This window comes from Bradyrhizobium sp. WBAH42 (assembly GCF_024585265.1).
In the GTDB taxonomy this organism is placed as follows: domain Bacteria; phylum Pseudomonadota; class Alphaproteobacteria; order Rhizobiales; family Xanthobacteraceae; genus Bradyrhizobium.
On sequence record NZ_CP036533.1, the window covers coordinates 3,971,673 to 3,996,771 of the forward strand.

At 66.2% G+C, this 25,099-nt stretch carries 9 protein-coding genes and 1 riboswitch; of the genes, 4 read left to right on the plus strand and 5 right to left on the minus strand.

Annotated features, from left to right (window positions below; genetic code table 11):
- Nucleotides 1-48 precede the first annotated feature (48 nt).
- Nucleotides 49-16,752 carry a leukotoxin LktA family filamentous adhesin gene (locus DCG74_RS18470; protein WP_172784364.1) on the plus strand — a complete coding sequence of 5,568 codons (16,704 nt, stop codon included), beginning with the start codon at nucleotides 49-51 and terminating at the stop codon, nucleotides 16,750-16,752.
- 11 nt (nucleotides 16,753-16,763) lie between these two features.
- Nucleotides 16,764-18,452, plus strand: a complete 1,689-nt coding sequence (locus tag DCG74_RS18475; RefSeq protein ID WP_172784365.1) for a ShlB/FhaC/HecB family hemolysin secretion/activation protein — start codon at nucleotides 16,764-16,766, stop codon at nucleotides 18,450-18,452.
- A 254-nt stretch (nucleotides 18,453-18,706) separates the two neighbouring features.
- Here the strand turns inward: DCG74_RS18475 and bluB are convergent, their stop codons facing one another.
- Genes bluB through cobU form a run of 3 tightly spaced genes read right to left on the minus strand, consistent with a single transcriptional unit; the run spans nucleotide 18,707 to nucleotide 20,626 of the window.
- Complete coding sequence (bluB, locus tag DCG74_RS18480; protein ID WP_172784366.1) at nucleotides 18,707-19,339, minus strand: 5,6-dimethylbenzimidazole synthase; 633 nt, start codon at nucleotides 19,337-19,339, stop codon at nucleotides 18,707-18,709.
- A 4-nt stretch (nucleotides 19,340-19,343) separates the two neighbouring features.
- On the minus strand, nucleotides 19,344-20,126 hold the full coding sequence (cobS, locus tag DCG74_RS18485) for an adenosylcobinamide-GDP ribazoletransferase (protein WP_172784367.1): 783 nt from the start codon (nucleotides 20,124-20,126) through the stop codon (nucleotides 19,344-19,346).
- The gene (gene cobU / locus DCG74_RS18490) at nucleotides 20,123-20,626 is read right to left on the minus strand and encodes a bifunctional adenosylcobinamide kinase/adenosylcobinamide-phosphate guanylyltransferase (RefSeq protein WP_172784368.1); all 504 of its coding nucleotides are present in this window, start codon (nucleotides 20,624-20,626) and stop codon (nucleotides 20,123-20,125) included. The genes cobS and cobU overlap by 4 nt, the downstream gene beginning before the upstream one ends.
- 121 nt (nucleotides 20,627-20,747) lie before the next feature.
- Between cobU and cbiB the strand changes: the two genes are divergently transcribed.
- Both cbiB and cobD read left to right on the plus strand, forming a co-directional pair.
- Entirely contained in the window at nucleotides 20,748-21,689 is a 942-nt protein-coding gene (gene cbiB, locus DCG74_RS18495) for an adenosylcobinamide-phosphate synthase CbiB (protein WP_172784369.1), read from the plus strand.
- An 11-nt stretch (nucleotides 21,690-21,700) separates the two neighbouring features.
- Nucleotides 21,701-22,666, plus strand: coding sequence for a threonine-phosphate decarboxylase CobD (cobD, locus tag DCG74_RS18500; protein WP_172784370.1), 966 nt, complete (start codon nucleotides 21,701-21,703; stop codon nucleotides 22,664-22,666).
- Here the strand turns inward: cobD and DCG74_RS18505 are convergent.
- Both DCG74_RS18505 and cobO read right to left on the minus strand, forming a co-directional pair.
- On the minus strand, nucleotides 22,655-24,103 hold the full coding sequence (locus DCG74_RS18505) for a cobyric acid synthase (RefSeq protein ID WP_172784371.1): 1,449 nt from the start codon (nucleotides 24,101-24,103) through the stop codon (nucleotides 22,655-22,657). The genes cobD and DCG74_RS18505 overlap by 12 nt on opposite strands.
- A gap of 7 nt (nucleotides 24,104-24,110) precedes the next feature.
- Complete coding sequence (cobO, locus tag DCG74_RS18510; RefSeq protein WP_172784372.1) at nucleotides 24,111-24,746, minus strand: cob(I)yrinic acid a,c-diamide adenosyltransferase; 636 nt, start codon at nucleotides 24,744-24,746, stop codon at nucleotides 24,111-24,113.
- Nucleotides 24,747-24,786: 40 nt separating this feature from the next.
- A riboswitch (cobalamin riboswitch) is annotated at nucleotides 24,787-25,008 on the plus strand.
- Nucleotides 25,009-25,099: the final 91 nt, after the last annotated feature.

The window sequence follows — 25,099 nt, forward strand, 5'->3', positions numbered from 1 at the left end:
TCCCACCCGGTCGTGGATCGGCGCCAATGCCGGTGAAGAGGATCTGAAATGCGCGGGCTATCTGCGAGGCGAGACACTGACGAACGGGGCCTGCGCGGACTTGCGCAGTTCCGCTCGATGTCGCTGCTCTGCGCGATGCAGATGGTCTTCCTGCCGGTGTACAGCGTCCGCGTTCAGGCGCAGACCGCGAACGTCATCGTTCCCGACGGACGGACTGGAACCAGCCTTCAGACCTCCGGCAGCGTCACCAATGTCACGACGTCGACGGTCTCGGGCAACAATGCCTTCAACTCGTTCTCGCAGTTCAGCGTCGGGCAGGGCAACACCGTCAATCTGCAACTGCCGACCGGCACGCAGAACCTCGTCAACATCGTTCGCGACGCGCCAGTCTACATCAACGGCACGCTGAATTCCTACATGAACGGCGCGATCGGCGGTAACGTCTACTTCGCCGATCCCAAGGGGTTCGTGGTCGGCCGCAGCGGCGTGGTCAATGTCGGCAGCCTCAACGTCTCGACGCCGACGCGCGAGTTCACCGACAGCCTGATCGGTCCCGGAGGCGCGATCAACGGCACGGCCGTCGGCAATCTCATGGCGGGCTCGTTCCCGGTCTCGCCGGACGGCAACATCCGCATCTACGGCCGGATCAACGCTCAGGACGGCGTGCGCCTGACCGGGCAGAACGTCTATGTTGGCGGCGCCAGCCAGCGCGACATCGCCAATCTCGACCATGCCGCCAAGTTCGCGGCCTCGGTCAACTCAAAGGGCCTGCGCAGCGCCAGCGCCATCACGGTGAGCAACGGCTCGATCCATATCGGTGCCGTCAACAACGCCAGGGTCAACGGCCGGCTGACCGCGCGCAGCAAGACCACGACGCCGAGCAACATCACGGTGCAGGCCGGCAACAACATCGATATCGGCAGGAACGCCAGGCTGAATATCGCGAGCAAGTCCGGCGATGCCGGCGAGATCCGCCTGAAGGCGGCGCAGAACCTGACCGTGGCGGGCGGGGCCAGGTTCAACGCCAGCGCGAAGACGGGCAATGCGGGCCTGGTCGATTTCAGCGCGAACGGCATCATCGATGTCGGCCGCGGCGTTTCCGTCAACCTTACCGCGCCGAACGGCAAGGCCGGCACGCTGCTGTTCGATCCGATCGACCTGGTGGTCGGCGACGCCAGCCAGGGCGACACCGGCGTGACCCTGTCGAACAGCTCGATCGCGAATGCGCTGGCCGGGCTCAGCGCAGGCGCCGACTACCTCATCCAGGCGGACAATTCGATCACGCTTGCCGCGCATGCGGTGATCGACGCCCGTCGGCTCGATGGATCCGGCCATTCGACCGGGAACGCCAACAACGTCATCATCGACGCGCCGAACATCCAGATCATGAATGGCGCGCAGATCCTGGCCCAGTCGGTCAATTTCGGCGGGACCACCTATACCGACGGCAATGTGACGCTGAGAGCAACGGCGAGCGACATCAAGCTGTCCGGCCAGGCCACCGCGGCGACGGCAATCACCGTCGACGGCAAGATCACCGGCGGCATCGTCTCGATCACCGCGACCTCGACCGCCGTATCGAGTTTCCTTGACGGTTCGCCAGTCGGAGCCCTGGCGCTCGTCGGCTCGACGCTTGCCGGTTCGCTGCTGGGCCTCAATGGCGGCTATGTCGCCGCCAGCGCCACCGCGACCATCAACATCAACAGCCATGCCGACATCAACGGCCGTGGCGATGTCACCATTTCAGCGCATGCATCGGAAACCGCCTCGGACCCGGCGATCGCGTCCACCTTGCTCGGCAGCCTCACGCCGGTTGCGGCCGGCGTGGTTGTGGGCAAGATCGACGGGGTCGCCACGACCAACATTGCCTCGGGCGCGACGGTCAATGCCGGCGGCAACCTCGAGATCAAGGCGCTCAACGACGCCACCATTGCCATCTCTGCTCTCGCGGCATCGACGAGCGCGCAGATCGTCCCGACGGTGGCCTATTCCAAGGGATCGGTGACGACGGTCGCGAACGTCGAGAGCGGCGCGCATATCGCAGCCGGCACCGTGAACACGAGCGGCAGCACGCTGAAGGTGCGCGCGATCAACAACAATTCCTTCTCGACCAGCGCAACGTCGGTTGCGGCACCCGGATTAGGGGCGAGCGGCGCCGTCGGCGGTGCGTTCGCCATCAGCGACATCACGACGTCAGTGACCGCGACGCTCGGCGCATCGCTCGGAACCGATACCGCCAACCGGATGAACGGTTCCGTACTGGTCGAGGCGACGTCCGACACGACCAGCAATTCCACGATGGCGTCGTCCATCGCGGGCCTGCCGGCGCTGATCGCGGCGATCGAGAGAGGACTGCGCGCCGTCACCGCACCGACGTCGATCATCCAGGACCACATGTCCTCGCTGGTGCCGCTGAACTTCAATTTCAAGGCCGCAGGTGCGCTCTCGCTGGCCAACAGCACCCAGAGCGCGACCGCTGCGATCGCGCAGAATCCGAGCGGCGGCGCGCCGAGCATCTATGCCAGCGGCAACGTCGCCGTCGCCAGCAACGTCATCGATCGCGGCGTTCGCAGCAATGCGACGGCCAGCGCGATCACCAAGGACGTGGTGTCGGGCGAGAGCACGGCCATCAGCGCGGCAGTCGCCTGGGGCAATTTCACCCACAATTCGAACGCCTATGTCGGCAGCGGTACGCTGATCAACGCGGCGAACATCGCCGTCGATGCCACCACCGAACAGCCCATCACCAACACCTGGCTGAAATGGGACGGGTTAGGTGCGACTCTGAGCCACCTCAACGGCAGTCTCGGCGTCGGCGGCAACATCCTGACCAGCTACGCCAATGCCACGTCGGACGCCGGCGACACGATCGGCATCGCCGGTTCGCTGAACCATTTCGTCGTGAACAACAACACGACGGCGTGGGTCGCGGGTGGTGCGAGCCTCACGGCGACATGCACGAGCGCGACCTGCGGCAGCAGCTGGGCGGCCGGGATGGACAATGGTGACGTCCACACCTACAACGCCAGCATCCAGGTGGCGGCAACCACGACCATGGCGTCGATCGACGCTGCCGGCAATGTCGGCACGCTCGGCTTCCTGACCGGCAACACCTCGGGCGGCTCTTCGGTCGGCGGCGCGCTCAATCTCGTCCAGTTCAACACCAATACCATCGCCGGCGTTTCGGACCGCGCGACGCTCCGGGCGGCGGACGACATCGCCGTCAACGCGATCACGTCTGACAAGTTCGTCGCCGTCGCGCCGTCGTCCGGCAAGGCCGCGGGCGCGCTGGCGCTGAACGGCATTACCTCGCTCGGCTTCCTGAACAACACGACGCATGCGTCGATCTCGAGCCAGGCCACCGTCTATGCTCCGACCGTGGGCATCCTGGCGCAGCAGGATCTGTCGGTGGTGACACTGTCCGGGGCGATGAGCCGGAATGGAGGCGGCGGCTCCGCGGTCGGATTGTCGATGGCTTATCTCGGAGCCAATACCGACACCTCCGCCTATATCGGCGACAACCATTCCGACATTCGCCCAGGCGTGTTCAGCTTCAACGATCCGTTCGCCGGCACGAGCGGCGGGAGCGGCGCGGTCAATGTCGACAATCTCACGATCAGCGCGACCACCTCGGGGCGCATCACCGCGGCTGCCGTCGCGGCATCGATCTCCGAGCCGGCCGCATCCAGCTTCTCCGACAAGGCGGGCGCTGCCGGGGCCGGCGCGACCGGCGGGGCCACCGGCGTCACGACGGCCGCGAGCAAGATCGGCTCGACGTCGGGATCGAGCACCGACGGCTTCAGCATCGATCTCGCCGGAAGCTCCTCGGTGAGCGACGTCTCGCTCGGCACCAGCGCCTATATCAGGAACACGACGGTCAACAAGTACACCACGGCCACCGCTGTCACGACCAATACGATGGTCCAGGCGCTCAACGACACCATTCTCAGCAACGGTTCGGGCTCTGCGGCGCTCAACCTGGCCGGAGCGTCCGCTCAGGGCGCTGCGATCGGCGGCGCCATCGCGGCGGCGATGTCCAACAATACGACGCTCGCCTATATCTACGGCACCACCGTGAACAACCAGAGTTCGGTGACGGTGCAGGCGCTCAACGGCGGCTCGGAGACCGTCGTCGCCATCGGCGTTGCGGGATCGAAATCCAACGCGGCCTCGCTGTCGGCTTCCGTCGGCATCATCACCGACAGTGCCAACGCCTATATCGAGAGCTCGACGATCACGGGGCAGTCCTCCGGCGTCAACCGCGCGCTCGAGGTCGATGCTTACCAGACCACGAACGTCGCGATCGGCGGCGGCTCGCTCTATATATCGGGTGGCCAGGCCGGCGTGGGCATCGGGCTGACCTATGCTTCGATCGGCGATCCCACCGGCGGAAACGCGACCGACGCGCATATCCGCAGCAGCTCGATCTCGAACTACGACACCCTGCTGGTGATGGCCGACAGCGCCAGCGTGATTGCGGCCGGTGCGGCGTCGGGCGGGGCGGGGTCCAACGGGCTTGCGGGCGCGGTCGTGGTCAGCGAGATCACGCCGACCACGACGGCCTATATCAGCAGCGGCGCGACGGTGAACATCAACGTCGGCCGCGTGACGGTGCTGGCGGACAGCGGCGCCGTGTCGGCGTTGGATACGGCGCTCGGCAACCTCGTCAAGAAGTCGAACAACAATCTTCTCGCCTCGGATACCTGCACGGTCGCCGGCGGCACGGGCGGGCAGAATTGCATCGACTTCAGCGCGGCTGCGCTCAACGGCGGCACAGGCAACGGTCCGGGCGCCAGCATCGTCTCCGTCGCTGGCCTGATTCAGGCCGGCAAGAACAATGTCGGCGCCTCGATCGTCTACAATACCATCGCGACCACGCATTCGGCCTATATCGCCAACGTCCTGATGTCGGCGGGCAGCAACGGCAATGTCAGTGTGAGCGCGGTCGATTCCTCGAAGATCCAGGCGGTCACGATCGGCTTTGGTCTTGCGACCGGTCAGTTCGCGGGCGTCGGCGGCACCACGATCAGCAGCATCTCCAACACTGTTTCGGCGGCCATCGGCAACAGCCAGTCGAGCACGACGCAATCGAGCGTCACGGCCAGGAACGTGTCCGTCACCGCGACGGATAACTCCAGCATCACCGGAACCGCCGCGGTCGCGGGCGCCTCGACGCAAGGCAGCGCCGCGGGCCTAGCGCTCGTCAACAGCAGCATCGCCAACACTGTCAGCGCCGGCGTCACCGGCTCCAAGCTGACCGCCTCGGGCAACGTCGCGATCGGTGCGAACTCGAACGCCAGCATCTCGACGGTTGCCGTCGGCGTCGCGATGTCCTCGCAGGTGGGGTTGGCAGGCTCGGTCGCCACCAATCTGATGGGCACCAACGTCACCGCCAGCATCACCGCGGCCGGCACCAACGGCATCAACGGCGCCGACGTCACCGCTACCAACAATGTCGGCGTGATCGCCGGCAACAACGACAAGGCGGCCGTGTTCGCCGGCGCCTTGTCGATCAGCAAGGGTGCGGCTGGCATTGCCGGCTCGCTGGTGACCAACCAGATCACCGGGACCACGGCGGCCTATATCAGCGGGGTGAACACCAAGGTCGATGCGCTCGGAACCAGCTCGACCGACACGCTGGCGGTCAACAACGGCACGCTGGTCCATGCTTTCGATCTCGGCGCCGCCCATGCCCCGACCGACACGACACCTGATCTCTCGGAGAACCAGGACACCGTGCGCGGCCTTGCCGTCGTCGCGAGCTCGCACCAAGCCGTGGTGGCCAACGTCGCCTCGCTTGCCGCGAGCAGCGGCATCGCCATCATGATCAACCCGATCACAAACGTGATGAGCGGGGCGACGAGAGCGTATATCGACAGCGCCGCCATCGACACGCGCCTGACCTCGTCGACATTGGCGCCGCAGATCGTGGTCGCCGCGTCGAGCTTCTCCTACTCCGGCGCGTTCGGCGCCGGCATCGTGCCGCCGACCGGCAATGGCGGTGGCGGCGCCACCGTCATCAGCACGACGATGTCGCGCGGCACCTTCGCCACCATCACCAATGCCACGGTCGGAGGAGTGCAGTCGTCGAGCCCGACCGTCGGTGCGGTCACCGTGAAAGCCAATGCCGAGCAGGATGCGTCCTCGATCGCGGTCGGGTTCAACACCGGCTCGGTCGGGTTGAACGTGTTCCAGGCGACGACGGAAGCCTATGTCGACGGCGGCGCGCTGACGGCGGCATCGCTGACGGTAAACGCCAACAACAACACCGGCATCTTCTCCGCGAACGGCTCGGGCGCCTATGGCAGCCAGGCCGCGATCGGCGCGGCCTTCCTGGTGCAGGTCTCCTCGAACCGGACCGAGGCCTATGTCGGCGACGAATTCGCCTATCATGGCGGCACGACACCGCACACGACCGCGCTCAACCTGAGCGGCGCGCTCGACGTCCAGGCCAAGACCAGGAACCGCTTCGAGGCCTATGCGATCGGCGGCGCGCTCTCGACGGGAACGGCCGCGATCGCTGGCATGGCGAATATCGAGATCGCCAACAACACCACCATCGCCGGCGTCTACGACACCACACTGCAATCGGTGACCGGCGGTGCGGCCGGTGCGGTCACCATCAACGCCAACGAGGACGTGGCGATCAAGGAGATCGCCGGCGCGCTCGCGGTCGGCGCCAGCGGGGCAGGGGTCGGCGTCGGAGCCGCGGCCAACGTCATCGTCTTCAAGAGCCAGACCATCGCGGAAAGCCGCAACAGCAATCTGAATTCGTCCGGCGCGATCAACGTCAATGCGCTCAGCACCAAGGAAGTGCTGTCCTACGCCGTGACGGCCGGCATCGGCGGCAGCGTCGGCATCGGTGCGACCGTCGGCGTCATCATCGTCGGCACCAATACCGCCGATCCCGATACGCAGGGGCAGCAGACCGGTCAGCTCAACCAGAATGGCAACGGCACGATCGCCGCGGTGAACGCGAGGACCAGCACCGCGCAAGGCAGCGATGCGGTCGCGAGCGGAACGGCGGGAAGTCCCAGCAGTGCCAATGTGACGTCGACCTACAACGTCAGCAGCGTGCTCACCGGCGGCAATGACGGCGTCACCGCGCAGATCGCCGGCGGCAATGTCACGGGCACGCAGGTCAATGTCGGTGCCACCAGCGCCAATGCAGCCAAGATGTACCTGCTCGGCGCCGGCTTTGCGAAAAACGTCGGCATCGGTGCCGGCATCGGCTACACCAGCGTCAACAGCAGCGTGCTCGCTAATCTGAGCGCGATCGTGTCCGCGCCGTCCGTGACGGTTGCAGCGGTCGTCAGGGATGCCAACACCGGACCTTATGCCGGCAAGACCATCGACACCGAGGCGATCGCGGGCGGCGCGGCGCTCTACTTCGGCGCCCAGGCGGCGGTGGCGTTCGGCAACGTCGCCAACACCGTGACGGCCCAGCTCGGCGGCCAGGTCACCGGCACGGGCGGCACCGGCGTCGCCGTCATGGCGCAGGACTCCACGACCCAGGTCGTCTTCACGGGCGGCGTCACTGCCGGAGCCGCGGCGGTCGGCGCCTCGGTCGCGACGGCCGGACGGTCGAGCTCGGTCGCCGCGAAGGTCCTGGACAACGCCACGGTCAATGCCTCGACGCTGGCGGTGGGCGCGGCTGGAGCCGGCACGTTGTCGACGACCGCAACGGCGCTCGGCGGCGGCATCCTCGCCGGCGTCGGCGCGGACGCTGAGGCGCACGAAAATTCCAGCGTGACCGCCGAGATCGGCACTGGTTCCTCGATCACCACGTCCGCGACCGGCGTCGGCACCCTGGTGACGGCATCGATCACGCCCAATCTGTCGAGCGAGGCGATCGGCGTCTCGGTGGGCGGCGGTGCGGTCGGCGTCGCGATCGCCCAGTCGACGGTCGGAGCCACCGTAACGGCCGATGTCGGCGACAACACCGTCTTCTCGGGCGGCGCGCTGGGCGTGACCGCGATGGCGCTCGTCCCAATCATCGGTACGCAGACCAACACCGACGGAACCACGACGACGATCTATGGCACGACGACCTACGCCAAGGCGCTCGCCGGTGGCGGCGGCTCGCTGATCGGCGCGCAGGGCAGCTTGGCGAGGGCGTCGGAGAACGCGACGGTCAGCGCCTATGGCGGAGTCGGGATCCGGCTTCCCAATGCCGACGTGGTCATCGCCGCCGAGAACGACAGCGCCCAATATGCGGAAGCGACCGGCCTTTCGACCGGGTTCCTGGCGCTGGGTGCGACCGTCGCGCAGACGTCCTCGAACGCGCACACCTACGCCTATCTCGGCGCGCCCGCGGACATGGATAGCCTGAACCATGCCGACTACACCGGCATCCTTCAGATCACCGCCACGGGCAAGGATACCAACGTCTCCAACGCGACGGTCGGTGCGGGCGGCACCTACGCCGGCGCCGCGGCGGTCGCCACGACCAGCTCGACCGCGGTCACCAATGCGCGGTTCGACGGCGGTACGTCCGACGACACGCTCTATTTCGGCGGCCTCAGCGTCAAGGCCACGCACACCACCAACTATGCGGCCAACGGCGACGCCTACCAGGCGTCCACGGCCGGCGTCTCCGCCGGCAAGGCGCAGAATGACGTCACCTCGACCACCACCGCCGAGATCGGAACGCATCTGATCATCAACACGGATGGCGGCGATATCGTCGTCATCTCCAGCGACATCGTGAACCAGGCCGGCGGCGGCGCGCGTTCGGGCTCCGGCGGCTCGTTCTCGGGTGCGGCTGCGCTGAGCGATTCCCATGTCACCCAGACCGTCACCACCAATATCGGCGCCGGGACGATCCTGAGCCTCAATGGTGACCCGCGCACGTCGACGGGCGTGATCGACATCGAGGCCTACAACACGCTGAACACCAGGGACACCGCGAGCCTCGCCACGGCCAGCTTCTTCGCCGGCGGCGGCGCCGTGTCCAACATGACGGCGAACGCCACGCTCGCCGTCAACATCCATGCCCGGGAGCTGTTCAGCGTCGGCAAGATCTTCATCGGCACGGCTGCGAAGATGGCCGCGTCCAACAACGCCAACGCCAGTCTCTACGGCGCGATCGCGGGCGTCGGTGCCAGCACCAACACCTGGGTCCACGCCGACCAGGACGTCACCGTCGACAGCGGCACGACGATCCAGGCCTGGCGCGACATCAACATCTTCGCCGGCATGTCGGGCGACACCATCACCTTCAGCAGCATCCAGGCCACGGCGACGACGGTCGTCTACAACAACACCGCCATTCCGATCTCGACCCTCTACCGCGGCACGGCCAATGCGGGCGGCGACAGCAGCCTGACGCTGGCTGACGGCTCGCGCGTGCTCGGCGTGCGCGACATCTATCTGGGCGCGACGCAGGGGCAGGTCACCGCGTCCGGCAACGGCAGCAATTACAATCCGTACCTCGACATCTTCAGCGCCAAGAACAGCGACAACCACAGCCACACCAGCGGAACCGGCGACGTCGCGCTCAACGGCCTTGTGGTGGCGGGCATCAACAGCGACGTGCTCATCACGATCGATCTCGGTGCAAGCGCGCCGACCCTGAGCACGACGAGCCCGTACTCGTCGCTGTCATCCACACTCGAATACGTCGCCGACGTCGATCATTTCAGCCCGGTAAAGAGCTGGAACCACCAGACGGTGCAGTACACGATCGTCGGCGGCTTCAATCCCTACCAGAACATCGTCAACCAGCTCGGCACGCTGACCGGCCTGACCGATACGCAAATCCGGACCGCGCTGGCGGCGTCGACGTCCACACATCCCGCCACGATGACGCCGTCCGGGGCTGATCCGACCGGCGACATCCAGCGTCAGATCAACGCTTTGATCCAGCAGGCACCATACACCTCCGATGCTGGCGGCAACGCCTTTGCCTTCGGCGACATGCTGGCGTCAGCAGGCAATGTCTCGATCCTGGCGCAGAAGCTGACCGGAAACAGCCTCGCCGGTCATTCGGCGCCAGCGGTCATCGCGCGAGGCTCGCCCATGATCAAGGTCGAGAACCGCGGCCTCGATTTCATGGACTTTGCGAACCTCACGGTTACCACTGTGACCGGCGGCAACATCACCTACCGCCAGATCGACCATGTCGACCCGGATTCGCACTCCAACGTGACCTTCACCGCCACGCCGAGCGCAACGCCGATCATCGACATCTCGGCGACTTACAACCGGGTCGATCCCAGCACCGGGCTTGGCGTCGACGACAACGGCAACCAGCTGACCCGCAAGCCCGACATCTATTTCGATGGCATCGTCAGCAACGAGAACGGTCTGCTCAAGATCACCAGCCAACTCGGCAGCGTCGTGGCGTCGCAGTCGCTCAATGCCGCGACCATCCAGATGGTGGCGCCAAACGGCTCGTTCATCTTCCTCGGCGGCATCGGCAGCTTCTACAATTCCAACCACGACGTTACCGCGCAATGGGCCGGCGTCCAGTACAAGCCGGCGAGCAACGACACGCTGACGGCCGTGATGGCAGCGGCGACCTTCCTCGGGGCCTATGGCGAATATGCGTACAGCCCGCATATCGGCGCGGGCGGCAATCACCCGTATTTCTACTACTGCTGCGTCGACGGCAACACGGGCGTTCAGCAAACGGCCGCCAACAGCACGGTCTTCACCGCGCGCATGCTGATGACCTATTACGACGGCCTGTCGCTCTATTCAGCGATTTTCCTGCCGACGGGTAACGGCACGCCCAACGGAGGCGGCGGCAGCGTGGGCAGCACCGCCACGCTCGCGGCGATGGAAGGGCCGACGGTCCAACCGATCGTCACCGCGCCGTGGGAGCGCAACACCTATGCCGGCCAGGGCGTCTTCAGCAACACAACCCGCGACGTGACCATTACTAACCCCGACGGTTCGACCTCGACCCGCACCTACACGTATTACTCACCGTTCAATTGTGATGGTTGCGGAACCTATTTCCAGGTCGTCAATATCCAGAATGATGTGATCACGCCGAGGACCGCGAACACCAACGCCATCACGAACTGGGCCTCAACCACGCCCTCGGGATACCAGAATCCCGCGAACGCGCCCTTCATCCTCGGACAGGCGATCATCATCTCGGCGGGTGTCATCAACGTCAACGGCCTGATCCAGAGCGGCACGAGCAGCAATTACTCGATCGACATCGGCAGCGGCGCGTTGTCCGCCATCAACGACCTCAAGGGCAACAGCGCGGCCTTCGCCCAGGCGCAGGCCAACGCGCGGAACGGCAGCTATTACGACATCACGGCCGCCGCCGCGCCGCTGGTGAGCAGCGATATCAAAATCGGAGTGCGGTACAACGCGCTGACCGACCAGATCCTCGTCAATGGCGTGGTGCAGGGCTCGGGCGGCTACGTTTATCTGAACGGCAAGATCATCTCGACCTCGACCGACGGCACGCCTCAGGGCACGATCGCAGTCAAGGGCGGTGCCGGCTCGATCACGGTCAACAATACGACCGGGCTCCAGCTCGTCACCAACACCATCAACACGGGCGTCAGCGCGCCCAGCGTGATCCAGATCGTCGATCAGCTCCAGCAGCAGACGACCTGGTACGTCTACAATCCCTCCGCTGCGGGGAGTCAGCAGGTGTCGACGTACCGGACGGCCGGCGTCAACGCGAGCGCGTACACCGGCTCGATGCTGGCCGGCATGAGCGGCACAGCGGGCATCCAGTACACCGTGAAGCCCAACATGTACTACCAGTGGGTCGACACGGCGACGCTCGATCGTCCGGTGACCAGCACGCAGTTCGACTATGGCTGGCACTACACGCCGAATCCGGCGACCGGAGAGAATTGGACGCGCACCATCAGCCTGGTTGAGAACGTGATGCAGGCCACGGGCGGGGGCGGCAACACCGGCCAATTGCAGACTGCGAACTTCCAGGAAGTGGTCACGGCGACCGGCAGCTATCATAACGCTGGCTACAACACCGGGGCTGGCAAGTGCTGTGGCGCGGACGCTCATTTCGACTGGTTTCAGCAGATCTACGATCACCTGACGTTGACGCTGACCAACACGGTCAAGGCGTCGAACCCGATCAACATCCAGTTCAGCGGCGGCGGTGCGAGCACGGTCAATGTCAGCTCGAACTCCGGCATCGTCATCAACGGGCCGATCAACAATCTTTCGGGGTCGACGACGGTGATCGCCACCGGCGCCAATTCGGCCATCACGTCCGGGGCGAATGCGAACAACCCGATGATCTCGGGCAAGAACGTGACGCTGCGGGCCGATGGCGGCATTGGTTCGATCGGCGCAAACGGTGTTCCCGTCCAGGTGCAGGTCTACGGCGGCAACCTGACCGCCACCTCGATCGATCGCGACATCGCGATCGCGGCGGTCGGCTCGCTCTCGATCAACCAGGTCGCCGTCAATTCGGGCGTCTCCGGCCGCGCGCCGCAGGGCAGCGTCTTCATCTCCGCGACCGGCGACATCAACTCGGCGGCCGCTTACAACGTCGCCACCCCGGTCGTGATCGGCAAGAATGTCGAGATCAACTCCAGTGCCGGCGCGATCGGCGCGACCAGCGCCGTCGTCAACGGCGCGTCCACGCTGACCAACATCAACCCCCTGGTGATCCAGGCGACGGGCACCACGCAGACCGACGGCACCGTCGATGGCGGTGTTCTCGACAGCGCTTCGGCCACCGGCACCTACATCGTCCAGTCCAAGGGCGATCTGCGCCTCGGCACGGTGCAGTCGACCGGCGGCCCGGTCTTCCTCGAAGCCGCCGGCTCCGACGGCAACCAGGCCAGCATCCTCAACGGCCGGGCGGCGGTCGGTCTCACCCCGGCGCAGAGCCAGCATCTGCAGGGCGTCTGGGCCAGCCTTGACCTGCTCAGCGGCAACGCCGCCACCAACGCCGTCAACAGCTACCAGTCCATGGTGACCTCGGCCTACAACGACTACTTCCAGCTCAAGAACATCGCATTCCCGAACGGCAGCACCTACGCTCCGACCTCGGTGGGGCAGACGGTGCTGCGGGCGCAGGTGGCGGCCAAGCTCGGCATCGATCCCGCCAGCGTCACGGCGACGCAGATGAAGACCGAGGCCACGACGCGGTTCCTGCGGGATCAGTTCCTGCTCGGCCAGATCACCACCGACCAGCTCAAGAGCTCGCTGACGACCTTGCTCGGCAGCGCGCCCACGGATCCACTGGGGACGCTGTTCGGCAGCTCGCTGTCGTCGACCCTGTTCACCAAGCTGTTCGAGGGAGTCTCAACGGCCAATCAGCGCCTTCCCAGCAACGCGGCGCTGCAGACCGCGCTCAATGCCTACAATGCGAGCTACAGTTACACGCTCGCGTCGACCGAACGGGTCTACGGCATCATCACCGCCGGCTCGCAGTGGACCCAGAGCCAGCTCGCTTACACCGTGTCGTCGTCGGCCGTCGGTGCCGCGCCGCCGCCGATCGACGACAACGTCATCGCCAATGTCAGCGCCAACCAGATCATGCTCTACGCGCCGCGCGGCTCGGTCGGCAATTCGGCCGCGCCCCAGACCTTCACCTTCACCAGCGTCGATTCCTCGTCGCTGACGCCGGAGCAGAGGGGCTTGCTCGCGACGGCCGGTCCCGGCCAGCTCACCGTCGGCGCGGTCACGAATCCCACGACCCACGTCACGACCTATACGGTCAGCCTGTCGCAGCAGAACCTCGTCGTGGTCGACAACCCGATCGCGATCTCGGCCAAGGCGCTGACCAACATCTATCTCGGCAGCAAGAACAGCCTCGCGCTCGGCGGCGTCACCGCAAACTACGGCCCGATCACGGCCGCGCAGGCCAACGGCATCGAGGTGACCGGCCGCGGCGACGTCAAGCTCGACGCCGTGAACAGCATTTCCGCCAATGCGGGCGGGGCCGTGATCTCGGGCGATATCGCCAACCTGACCCTGATCGCCGAGCGCGGCAATGTCGGCGCGCCCGGGGCCGCCGGAAGCAATCCCGCGGCCAACGCCAACGCGCTCCAGATCGCGTTTGCCGACCCTGGCAACGACCAGCTCGACCAGGTCTCGTCGGCACAGGGCATCTATGTGAGACAGACCACCGGCGATCTCATCCTCGGCAACATCGCTGCCGGCAATGCGATCCAGCTCGCCGCGACCGGCAGCATCTACGCCGAGGCGGGCTTCACGGACCGCTCTGCGATCCACATCCTTGGGACCGACCTCGATCTGCGCGCCGGCGGCAGCATTGGCTTCAATGGGTCAACCTTCCAGCCGCTGCAGATGAACATCTCCGGCGCGGTGACCGGCTCGGCGATCGGCGATCTCAGCATCCTCGCCGTGACCGGCGATCTCGCGGTCGGCACGAGCGGCCCCTATGGGGCGCTGACGGCCGGCGGTGCGCTGACGCTGAACGTAGCGCGCGGTGCACTCATGCTCAACACCAGCATCACCAGCGGCGGCCTGATGCAGCTGCTCGCCAACCGCGGCATGACCTTTGCGGCCGGCACCAGCGCGGCGCCGGTGGTTGCGACCAGCAGCTCTGATGGTGTCACGCTCGTCGCGGCGACGCTGTCGATGGGCGCCTATTCGGCGATCCATGCGGCCGGACTGATCTCGGTGACCACCACGGGTGATGCGACGATCGGCCAGCTGAACTCGTCGCTGTCCTACGCGGCAGCATCGAACGCGCCCTCGATCATCGTCACCGCCGGCGGCGTCGCCTCGCTCGGCGCGATCGTCGACAATGGCGACGGCCGGACCAAGTTCGTCGCCTCCGGCGCGGGCGCCGAGGTGTCGCTGAGCGCATCGAACGGCATCGGCAACGCGACCAGCCGGTTCATTCTCAGTGCCGCGCGGCTGTCGGCGAGCACGAGCGCCGGCGACATCTACGTCATGGTTCTCACCGACACCGAGGCGAGCCTGTTGTCGGCAGTGAAGGGCAGCGTGGACATCATCGGCACCGGTGGCCTGACGCTCGATCAGGTGCTGGCGGGCACGGCAACCGGTGCGAGCGGCAGGTTCAGCGCGGTCGCGAACAACGGCAGCATCGTCATCGGCACCGCCTATAGCAGCGGCTCGCAGACGATCCACGCGACCCAGAATGTGACGTTCAAATCGCTCGCGGCAACCGGCAATAGCGGCGATGCCGGCAACATTAACGTCACTGCCGACAGCGGCTTCATCCTGGCGCAGACGGTGATCTCGGGCGGCTCGACCACGCTGGGCTCGGTTTCGGCCCATGGCTCGGCGACGCTGCTGGCCGGCACGACCATCACCGGCAACACGCTCGCGGCCTCGACCGGCTCGGGGCTGCTGACGGCCAACGGCGGCCCGATCGATTGGAACGCTCTCAGTGTCGGAACGACGCTGGCTGCGACGGCGAGCCAGGGCAGCATCATCTTCCAGACCGCGCAGAGCGGCGGCACGCAGACCATTCATGCCCGCGACAATGTCACCTTCAACGCACTGACGGCGACCGGCATCGCCGGCGACGTCGGCAACATCAACGTCACCGGCGACAACGGCTTCATCCTCGCGCAGACGGTGATCTCGGGCGGCGTGCCGACACAGGGCTCGGTCTCGGCCCACGGCTCGGCGCGGCTGATCGCCGCGGGCACCAACACCGGCCATAACCTCACGGCCTCGACCGGCAATGCAGTCCTCAGCGGCACGGTCGTTCACTGGGACAATCTCAATGTCGGCGGCACGCTCGACGTCACCGCGACGGCCGGAGCGATCACCGTCGGCACCGCTGTCAGCGGCGGCACGCAGACCCTGTACGCCGTGAACGACATCGTCTTCAGCCAGCTCACCACGACCGGCATCCCTGGCGATTTCGGCGACATCGACCTGCGCTCCGATACGGGTGCGATCCGCCGCGGATCGATCTCCGCCAACGGCGACACGCATTTCGTCTCGGCGGGCCCGGTCTCGCTCGACAGGATCAGCGGCAAGACCATCAAGATGACCTCGCCAGGTGACCTGACCATCGGCTGGGTCAGCGTCGTGAAGGAGCTCGACCTCGCGGCGGATACGATCAACGTCAGGGGCGAGCAGATCCGCTCGACGCCGGCAATCCCGCTGGTCATGAACATCACCGGCTATAACGGCGGCGTCGCGAAGTCCGCCGACGTCTCGATCGACCCAGACCACATCATTATCAACCAGTTCAGGGTGGTGGATGCGACCTTCTGGACCGATGCGCCGGCTGTCTCGATCCTGAACGGTTACGTGCCGGGCCAGCTCATGCTCACCACGGCCACCCAGCAGATACTCCTGAACAACCGCACGCCGGCGCCGTCCAATTGGCCGACGCTGCAGCTCTACCAGCCGGGCGGCGTGTTCACGATGAGCCAGGCCGGCAATGCCAATGTCAGCAATGCCTATGTGGTGTTCTATACCGGCGACGTCTCGGCGACGGTGACCAATTACGGGCCGAGTCACGCCTGCTGCAACGTCTTCACCGGCGCCAGCATGGTGCGCAACATCTCGGTCGACGGCGAGGGCAACCAGAACATCGAGACCTGGCTCGCCAAGAAGGACGGGGGCACATTCTACCTGCTCGGCCTCTCCGGCCAGGCGCGGCTCGACGCGCTGCTGACGCCCCGGCCGGTCGAGGCGGTCGGGTCCGGCCTCGCCGTCAACATCGAAGGGCTCAGCGACATGCGCAAGCTGCGCCAAAAGGGACAGCGCGCGGGACGTCCGGGCTGGAAGGATGCGGCGATCGAAACAGCGAAGCCGGCAATCGGTCGCCTGGCGGAGGCATGGTGACGGGCTTGGGCATGCGGATTCTGCGGGCAGCATTGGCGGTCGTGCTGATAGCATCGTGCATCGCCTCCGCGCGTGCCCAGTCGATCAATCCCGGCGCGATCCAGCAGGACATTGACCGGCAGCGCCGGCAGCTCGAGCAGCAGAGCGCGCCGCCCAAGCTCACCGGGCCCGCAGTGATCGGCGGCGAGCGGGAGAAGTCCCAGCTCCTCAAGCCGGGTGGGCCGAAGTTCCGGCTGCGCAAGGTCACGTTCGACGAGTCCAAGTTCATCACGCCGGAGGAGCTCGACGAGATCGCGAAGAAATATGTCGGCAAGGATGTCGACATCGCCGCGCTACTGCAGCTCGTCGCCGACATCAATGCCATCTATGTCGCGCGCGGCATCGTCACGGGCATCGCGACGCTGCCGGAGCAGGACGCCAAGGGCGGCATCGTCCGCGTCAAGCTGACCGAGGGCCGGCTCCAGAAGACGACCGTCGAGGGTAACAAGCAGACCCGCACCGATTACATCCTCGATCGCGTGAAGGAGCCCGAAGGGGAGGTACTCGACGTTCCCAAGCTCAACCGCGACGTGATCTGGTTCAACCGGACCAACGACGTGCAGATCAAGGCGCTGCTGCAGCCCGGCTCGAGCTTCGGCTTGACCGACCTCCAGTTCGCGGTGATCGAGCCGCCGGTCGACACCTGGCAGCTCTTCGTCGACAATCAGGGCGTGGAGAACACCGGGCGCTGGGAAGGCGGCACCTTTTACAAGCGCCACGGCCTGTTCGGTGTCGACGACCGCCTGACCTTCTACGGCGTCCGCTCCGACGGCAATCTCAACGGCAATGTCGCCTACAGCATTCCCTTCAATCCCTGGGGCGGGCGTGTCGGCGTCAGCTACACCGAAGGAAAGATCAAGATCATCCAGGGGCCGTTCGTCGCGCTCGACGTCACCGGACGCTCGAGCCAGGCGTCGGTCAATCTCAGCCAGCCGGTCTGGGTGACCCAGGACTGGCTGGTGCTGCTCAACGCCGCCTTGACCGAGGGCAAGACCGTCAGCCGCTTTGCCACCGTCGCCGTCACCGACGATCATTACGACAAGACCACGGCGGGCGTCTCGGTGACCAAGTCCGGCAACACCTATTCGATCACGGTCTCGCCGGCGGTGAACTACATCGCGTGGCATGACTATGTGCTCGGCAACAACCGCGCGTTTAACACCTATACCGGCTCGCTGATCGCGACCAGCGCCGCGGGGCCCGCGAACTTCAGCGCCAACGTGCTGGCGAGCTGGCAGTACACGCAGGAGAAGCTGCTGCCGGGCGATCAGATTTTTTCGATCGGCGGTCCGACCACCGTGCGTGGCTATCCCTCCAGCGCGGCGTCCGGCGACAGCGGCTATTATTTCAACGCCGAGCTGCACTACAACTGGTCGCAATGGTTGAGGGGTTTCGACACCTACGTCTTCACCGACTGGGGGGCAGTGTATTCGACCTTCCCCGGCGTCACCGAAATGGCCTCGGTCGGCCTCGGCTTCTCCTGGACCTACGCGCCGTTCATGACCTTCGAGGCCAATTACGCGACGCCGCTGAAGATGGCGGTCTCGACCCAGAACCATTACGAGGCCTATGGCCGCGTCATCTTCCGGCCGCTGCTGATGTTCCAGAAGCCGGAAAGCCCCGCGCCGGTGGCGGCGTTGGCCGGCAGGAGCAAGTCGTAGCGGCGGCCTGACGCTCTCTCCCCGTCATTGCGCGACATTTCGGATCTCGTGCCCCGGACGCAGCGCAGCGCCTCTTCGGCGGTGCGCTGCAGAGCCGGGGCCCATGCAGCAGCAAATGACCCGGTCTCCTGGGTCCCGGCTCTGCGGAGCGTCACTGCGTGCCGCACCGCGTCCGGGACACGCAGAATGCTGCTCGATGCTCGCAATGACGGAGGATGGATCGACTGCTGGTCTCTGCCCGGGGCGCGATCCGCTTAGCGCAGCAGCGTAAACTCCTCCGCGCCGCGCCGGTGCTCCCATTTCGCCTGCTCCAGCTCGGGCTGGTCACATTCGGCTTCCGGATAGCCGACACAGAGATAGGCGATGAATTTCCAGGTTTCAGGCACATCGAGGATGGCGTGAATGCGATCCGGATTGAGGATCGAGACCCAGCCGATGCCGATGCTCTCGGCGCGGGCGGCGAGCCACATCGCGGTGATGGCGGCGACCACGGAATATTCGGTCGTCTCCGGCATGGTCGCGCGCCCGAGGCCGTGGCCGATGTCGCTGGCCTTGTCGGCAAACACGGCGAGGTGGCCGGGGGCCTGTTCGAGGCCCGACAGTTTCAGCGTGGCGTAGCGGGCCGCGCGTTCGCCGGAATAGCAATTCAGCGCGTCGGTGTTGCACGCCTTGAAATCGTCGGTGACCGCCCGGCGCCGCGCGGCATCGTCGACGACGACGAAGCGCCAGGGCTGGCTGAGGCCGACCGAAGGCGAGAGGCAGGCGGTCTCGATCAGGCGATCGATCGCCCCCTTCGGCAATGGATCGCTGCGGAAGCGGCGCACGTCGCGGCGCCACACGAACAGCTCGCGCAAGTGCTGGCGGAAGGTATCGTCGAACTCGACCATGAGGTCATCGCCCCATCTGGAAGGACGCGGCCACCAGCAGGATCAGGATCTCGCCCGTCTGCTCGAACGCGCCGAGAATGTCGCCGGTCTGCCCGCCGATCTGGCGGATGGCAAGCCGCGCCAGCATCAGGCCGGCCAGCGACAGCAGGATCAGGCCGACCAGCGCCTTGCCCGGCCCCAACGCCAGGGCAAGCGCGAGCGTTCCAAGCGCGAAGGCGATCGCCACGCTGCGGCCGGGCGGTGCCCCGGCGCCGGCCGATAAACCGTCAGGCCGCGCCGGCGGCACCAGCGACATGAAGGCGGGCACGCCGGCGCGGGCAGCAACGTGCGCCGCGCACAATGCGAGCATGACGGTCCATGGATTTGCGATTGTGGCAAGCGCGCTCCAGCGCAGACCGAACGACAGGATCAGTGCGCAGACACCATAGGTCCCGATCCGGCTGTCGCGCATGATCTCGAGCTTGCGCTCGCGCGTGCGGCCGCCGCCAAGTCCGTCCGCGGTGTCGGCAAGTCCGTCCTCGTGCAGCGCGCCGGTGATGAGGGCGGTCGTGGCCAGCACGAGCAAAGCGGCAAGGCTCGGCGTCAGTCCGAGGCGAATGGCGATCTTGTAAGTGAGGGCGCCGGCGAGGCCGACCAGCAGTCCCGCGACCGGCAGCGCCCAGGTCGCGCGCGCGATCGCGCCGTCACCGGCGGGCTTCGAAGATGCCACCGGGAGGATCGTCACGAACGATGTCGCCATCCTGAGATCGGCAAAGATGTCTTTGAGCAGCTCGGCGCGCGGGATCATTTCAGCTTCATCGGCAGGCCGGCGACGACGAACTCGACCTCGTCGGCGACACCGGCAATGATCTGGTTCATGATCCCGGCGGCATCGCGGAAGCTGCGCGCCAGCGCATTGTCGGGCACGATGCCGAGGCCGACCTCGTTGGTGACGAGGACGACCGGGCTCTTGAGATTGAAGAGGATCGCGGCAAGCGCGTTCACCTCGTGCTCCCAGTTACGCCCGGCATGCATCAGGTTGGAAAGCCAGAGTGTCAGGCAATCCACCAGCCTTGCGCCGCCGCCATCGGTTGCGAGCAGCGCGGGCACGAGATCGAGCGGCACCTCGCGCTCGATCCAATCGATTCCGCGGCGCGCGCGGTGTCTTGCAATGCGTTCCTGCATTTCGCCGTCGAGCGCCTCGGCCGTCGCGATGTAGACGGGCTGGCCGGCAAAGCTGCGCGCGCGCGCTTCCGCCCGGGTGCTCTTGCCCGATCGCGCCCCGCCGGTGATCAGAATGACGGCCATGAAGGTCTCCTGCGATGAGCACTAATCATCAAACGCGGCCAAAGACAAAGCCGAAATCAGGCGGCGAGGGGCTTGCGCTCGGCCGCCGTCTTGCGCAACAGGGGCGGGACAGGAGACCAATGTGGACTTTGCGGGCGCGATGGTGGTGGCGATGGCGGTGGATGCCCTTCTGGGCTGGCCGGCATGGCTGTTCGCGCGGATCGGCCATCCCGTCACCTGGCTCGGCCGGCTGATTGCTGCCATCGACACCGCCTGGAATCGCGCGTCCGATCCGCCGGCATTGCGTCGAGCCGCCGGCGTCGCCGGCGCGCTTGCGGTGATCGCGCTCTCCGCTGCGCTCGGTTGGGCGCTTCAATCGCTGTTGCCTTCGGGCTGGATCCAGATCGTGCTGATTGGCATCCTTGCCTGGCCATTGGTCGCGCTGCGCTCGCTGCATGATCATGTGGCTGCCGTCGCCACGCCCTTGCTGGCCGGCGATGTCGCCGCCGCGCGCGATGCCGTCTCACGCATCGTCGGCCGTGATCCCGCAGCGCTCGATGAAGCCGGCATCGCGCGCGCGGCGATCGAGAGCCTTGCCGAAAACGCCTCCGACGGCATCGTCGCACCGGTGTTCTGGGGCGCGCTATTCGGCTTGCCCGGGATCCTCGGCTACAAGGCCATCAACACGCTGGACTCCATGATCGGCCACCGCAGTGAACGGCATGAAGCCTTCGGCTGGGCGGCGGCGCGCATCGACGATGTCGCCAATTTCATTCCAGCGCGGCTGACCGGATTCCTCTTCGTGCTGCTGGCACCGCAGCGGTCGGAGGCGCTGGCGTGCATGACGCGCGATGCGCGCCGTCATCGCTCGCCGAATGCCGGCTGGCCGGAAGCGGCGATGGCGGGCGGACTCGGCGTGCGGCTCAGCGGTCCCCGCATCTATCACGGCAGTGGGACCGACGAGCCCTGGCTGAACGAAGGTGCGCGCGATCCGCGCGCTGCCGACATCGCGGAGGCGCTGACCGTCTACCGTCGTGCCATGTCGCTGGTCGCAGGCCTGCTTGCGATCCTGGCCTTCGCGTGAAAGAACGGGGCATGCGTGAGCACGGCGGAAATCTGGACCTGGCCCAGCAGCGTTTTGGCGGACGCGCGGAGGATTGGATCGACCTGTCGACGGGCATCAACCGCTTGCCATATCCCGTGGGCGAGGTGAGCGCGCGCGCGTGGAGCGCGCTGCCCTCGCGTGCCGAGATCGAGGCCCTGCATCGGGCCGGCCAGCAGGCCTATCGCACGAGCGCCCCGGTCGTTGCGATGGGCGGTGCACAGGCCGCCATCCAATTGCTGCCTCAGCTTGCGGTGCCAGGGCGCGCGCGCATCCTCGCACCGACCTACAACGAATATGCCGGGGTGCTGTCGGCCGCGGGCTGGGATGTCCAGGAGGCTGCGGAGCTCGATGCGCTCGCGGGTGCGGACCTCGCCATCGTGGTCAATCCCAACAATCCCGACGGTCGACGTCATGCGCCGAAGGACTTGCTGGCATTGCTCCGGCGCGTCGGCCACCTCGTCATCGACGAGAGCTTTGCCGATGCCGATCCGCAATTGTCGCTTGCGCCCGACGCGGATCGGCCGGGACTATTGGTGCTGCGGTCCTTTGGAAAGTTTTATGGGTTGGCCGGCCTGCGACTCGGCTTCGCAATCGGTGATGCCGCCGATATCGACAGGCTTGCCGCGATGTCGGGCCCATGGCCTGTTTCAGGCGCGGCGATCGAAATCGGCTGCCGAGCCTTGCGCGATAAGGCCTGGGCCGAGGCGACGTCGGCGCGGCTCGCGCGCGACTGTCGTCGTCTCGACGCGATGGCGCATTCGCAAGGCTGGCGGCTGATCGGCGGCACACCGCTGTTCCGCTTGTACGAAACGCCTGACGCGCAGACCGCGCAAGAGAGGCTCGCGCGCGCCCACATCTGGTCCCGTGTCTTCGCGCAACAGCCCACATGGCTGCGCCTCGGGCTTCCCGGCAGGGAAGCCGAATGGACGCGCCTGGCTGAGGCCCTAGCGCGCTAGCGCGAGCAGGCCTTCGACGTCGAGATGGACTTCGATGTGATCGGCCAGCGCCTCGAGCGCGCTTTCGACCCGGTCGTGATAGGGTTCCTCGCCTGCGGGAATGTCGAGCTTGGCGAGGTATGCCTTGCGGAAATCATCCGACGTGAACAGGCCGTGCAGATAGCTGCCCTGCACGCGTCCGTCGCGCGAGATGGCGCCTTCGGGCTCGCCGCCCAGCTTCGCGAAGGGGCGGGCGCGATCCGGGCCGTCGGTGCGGCCGATGTGAATCTCGTAGGCCTGGATCGGCTGATCCGTCGCGGCGTGCACGGCCGCAACGCGCGTGAGGGTTTTTTGCGGGCTCATCACCGTCTCGACATCGAGAAGCCCGAGGCCCGGCGTGTCGCCCGCAGGTCCCTCGATGCCCTCGGGATCGGCGACGCTGCGGCCCAGCATCTGATAGCCACCGCAGAGGCCGAGCACATGGCCGCCCCTGCGGTGGTGCGCGAGGAGATCGATGTCCCAGCGTTGCGCGCGCAGGAAGGCGAGGTCGCCGCGGGTGGATTTGGAACCGGGGACGATAACGAGGCGCACGTCGCCCGGGATTGCTTCGCCTGGGCGCACCATTACGAGATCGACGCCCGGTTCGAGCTTGAGAGGATCGAGATCGTCGAAATTGGCGATCCGCGACAGTGCGAGACAGGCGATCTTGCATTGACCGGGCTTGCGTGCGTCGCGCAGGCCGAGCGCATCCTCGGCCGGCAGCTCGCCGGCACGCGCGAACCAGGGCAGCACGCCAAGACCACGCCATGCGGTCTTTTGCTCGATCAGCCTGTAACCGTCGTCGAACAGCGTGGGGTCGCCGCGGAACTTGTTGATGACGAAGCCGGAGATCATCGCGGCGTCGTCGGGATCGATCACCGTCTTGATGCCCACCAGTTGGGCAATGACCCCGCCGCGATCGATGTCGCCCACCAGCACGACCGGCACATCCGCCTTGCGGGCAAAGCCCATATTGGCGATGTCGGACTTGCGCAAATTCACCTCGGCCGGACTGCCGGCGCCCTCGACCAGCACCAGATCGGCCCGCGCCTTCAAGCGTTCGAAACTCTCGAGCACCGCGCCCATCAGCGACGGCTTCATCGCCGCGTATTCGCGCGCGCGTGCGGTCGCGATGCGCTTGCCATGGACCACGACTTGCGCGCCGACATCGGTCTCGGGCTTGAGCAGCACCGGGTTCATGTCGGTGTGCGGCTCGACACCGGCGGCGAGCGCCTGCAATGCCTGGGCGCGGCCAATCTCGCCGCCATCGACGGTGACGGCGGCGTTGTTCGACATGTTCTGCGGCTTGAACGGCAGCACCCGCAGACCACGGCGCGTGAAGGCGCGCGCGAGGCCGGCGACGATGAGCGACTTGCCCACGTCCGAGCCGGCCCCCTGGATCATCAATGCGCGTGCCATCGTGCCTTCAGAACTCGACGCCGGCCTGCGCCTTGATGCCGGAACGGAACGGATGCTTGACCAGCGTCATCTCGGTGACGAGGTCGGCGATCTCGATCAGCTCGTCCTTGGCGTTGCGCCCGGTGAGCACGACATGCGTCATCGCAGGCTTCTGCGTCGTCAGGAACTCCACCACCTCGGCAATGTCGAGATAGTCGTAGCGGAGCGCGATGTTGATCTCGTCGAGCACGACCATACGCAAGTTCGCGTCAAGGATCAGCTCCTTGGCTTTCTCCCAGCCGGCACGTGCGGCGGCGATGTCGCGGGCACGGTCCTGCGTCTCCCAGGTGAAGCCTTCGCCCATCGCGTGGAACTGGCAGAGATCGCCGAAATGGCCGGTGAGCAGGCGCCGTTCGCCGGTATCCCAGGCGCCCTTGATGAATTGCACCACCGCGCAAGGGAAGCCATGCGCGACGCAGCGAACGATCATGCCGAAGGCCGAGGAGGATTTTCCCTTGCCCGCGCCGGTATGGACGATGATCAGGCCCTTTTCGCCGCTCTTGGTCGCCATGATCTTGTCGCGGGCGGCCTTCTTCTTCGCCATTTTCTGGGCGTGCCTGATGTCGGTATCCTCGGCTGATTGGGTATCCGGTTCAGACGTCATGGGACCCGGTCCTTCGGCTTGACAAGTGGCGGCCACCGGCAAATGGTGGCCCGGCGTTGGTTCCTGTCCTATGACAGGCGAAGAGGGAATGCGATAGGGTCCGAATCGGCAAGATTTGGATCCAAACTGCAGCCGCCCCCGCGACCGTGACCGGAGAGATGCCCGAAGCCACTGATTCCTTTCGGAATCGGGAAGGCGGGGATCGAAGGGCCAAAACCCTGCTCCGCAAGCCGGGAGACCTGCCAGCGCGGACGAGTTTTGGACCGGCGGACGGGGTGTTCCGCGACGGGGAAGCGGGCCTTCAGGAGAATGGTCCGTGCGCCTCATCGCCTCCCGCTGTTATCTGGAAGAGG